The 1,257-nt window shown below is 60.7% G+C and carries 2 protein-coding genes; one reads left to right on the top strand and one right to left on the bottom strand.

The features are described from left to right. Positions 1-55: 55 nt before the first annotated feature. On the bottom strand, positions 56-787 hold the full coding sequence (locus HV796_RS42550; RefSeq protein WP_246356409.1) for a DDE-type integrase/transposase/recombinase: 732 nt from the start codon (positions 785-787) through the stop codon (positions 56-58). A 162-nt stretch (positions 788-949) separates the two neighbouring features. Between HV796_RS42550 and HV796_RS43850 the strand changes: the two genes are divergently transcribed. Further along, the gene (locus HV796_RS43850) at positions 950-1,102 is read left to right on the top strand and encodes a hypothetical protein (RefSeq protein WP_217478253.1); all 153 of its coding nucleotides are present in this window, start codon (positions 950-952) and stop codon (positions 1,100-1,102) included. Positions 1,103-1,257: the final 155 nt, after the last annotated feature.

Genomic DNA, 1,257 nt, shown 5'->3' with positions numbered 1-1,257 from the left:
CCCCATCTGCGCACATGCCTCAGCACACAACTGAGAACCGGGCTGCATCATGCACTCACGCGAATGTCGTTTCAACCATGGCCAGCGCGAGGTGCTTACGCTGAACCTCGGGGCTGTACATGCAGGCTTTGGTGATCGCGCACTTCGCGTTATCAATGATCACGCGGCTTGGGCAGCCGCCCAGCCATTCGAAGGCGCGCCGGTGGCAGGCCAGCCAGGTCTCGACTGTCTGGTCCCGCACGATCTCGGCGTACTGATGCCGCGACCAGGCCAACGTCATCACGAAGATCCACGTCTTGAGCGCAATGCCGGACTCGTGCGTGAGCACCGGCCCGGCGCCGAAGTCGACCTGCACAGCATCGGCCGGTGCAAACTCAAGGATTGTCGTCGCCCTGACGCCGCGCTCAGACTTGAGGTTCAGCAGCATACGGCGCACCGCCGAATAGCTGCCCGTATAGCCATGGTTGCGTCTCAGCGCATTGTGGATCGTCGTGCCCTGAACGTCGGCGTTAAACCAGCCTCGCACCAGATCGCGAAACGGCTCGAGCGTGGAGATGCGGCTGCGTGGCACCTTGGGATCGCGCCCAAAGATGCCGGCCAGCTCAGCATCATCCGGCAAGGGGCGGCCGGGATCAAGCCAGCCGTGAGCGAGCGCGACCTGTCGTACGGTCTTCAGCTTGCCGCGCCCCATCAGGTGTGCACCGGCAATGTCGCGGTCGGAATCGCCCTGGCGCATGCGCGCCAGAACCTGTCGATACTCAAACACTTCGAACCTCCTGTTACTCATCGGCCCTCCGGACAAAGATGCCGAAGGTACCGGGTTACGGAAATTCGAAATGCGTTTCGGGCTACGGCCCGGCGTGACAACGAGTCTGCAAAGTGGCTCGATTACGCCGATCCTGAGGTGGCTCCATTACGCCGATCATCGAGTGGCCCGAATGCGCCGATCATGCACTGGCTCGATTACGGCGATCATCAAGTGGCTCGATTACGCCGATCCCAGAATGGCCTCATTACGCCGATCCGTGACACCGTTCTGATCGATATTGCTTCTGAGCGTTCGGGCAAACACGATCTTCCGGCGGCCACTTGCCACGTCTGACTTCGACTAATTCTGAAGGGCCGAATACGTACGTGACACACTCACGTCATACGGCTCTCTATGAACGCGTCCCGCTTTGCAACAGCTTTCGCGTGTTCGGACTGACAGGATGGGCTGCAGCTCTCTATCCGGCCTTGTTGCAGCCGGTAATGCCC

The organism is Paraburkholderia humisilvae, assembly GCF_902859855.1.
Classification (GTDB): Bacteria; Pseudomonadota; Gammaproteobacteria; order Burkholderiales; family Burkholderiaceae; genus Paraburkholderia; species Paraburkholderia humisilvae.
This window is presented reverse-complemented; position numbering and strand designations above follow the sequence as displayed.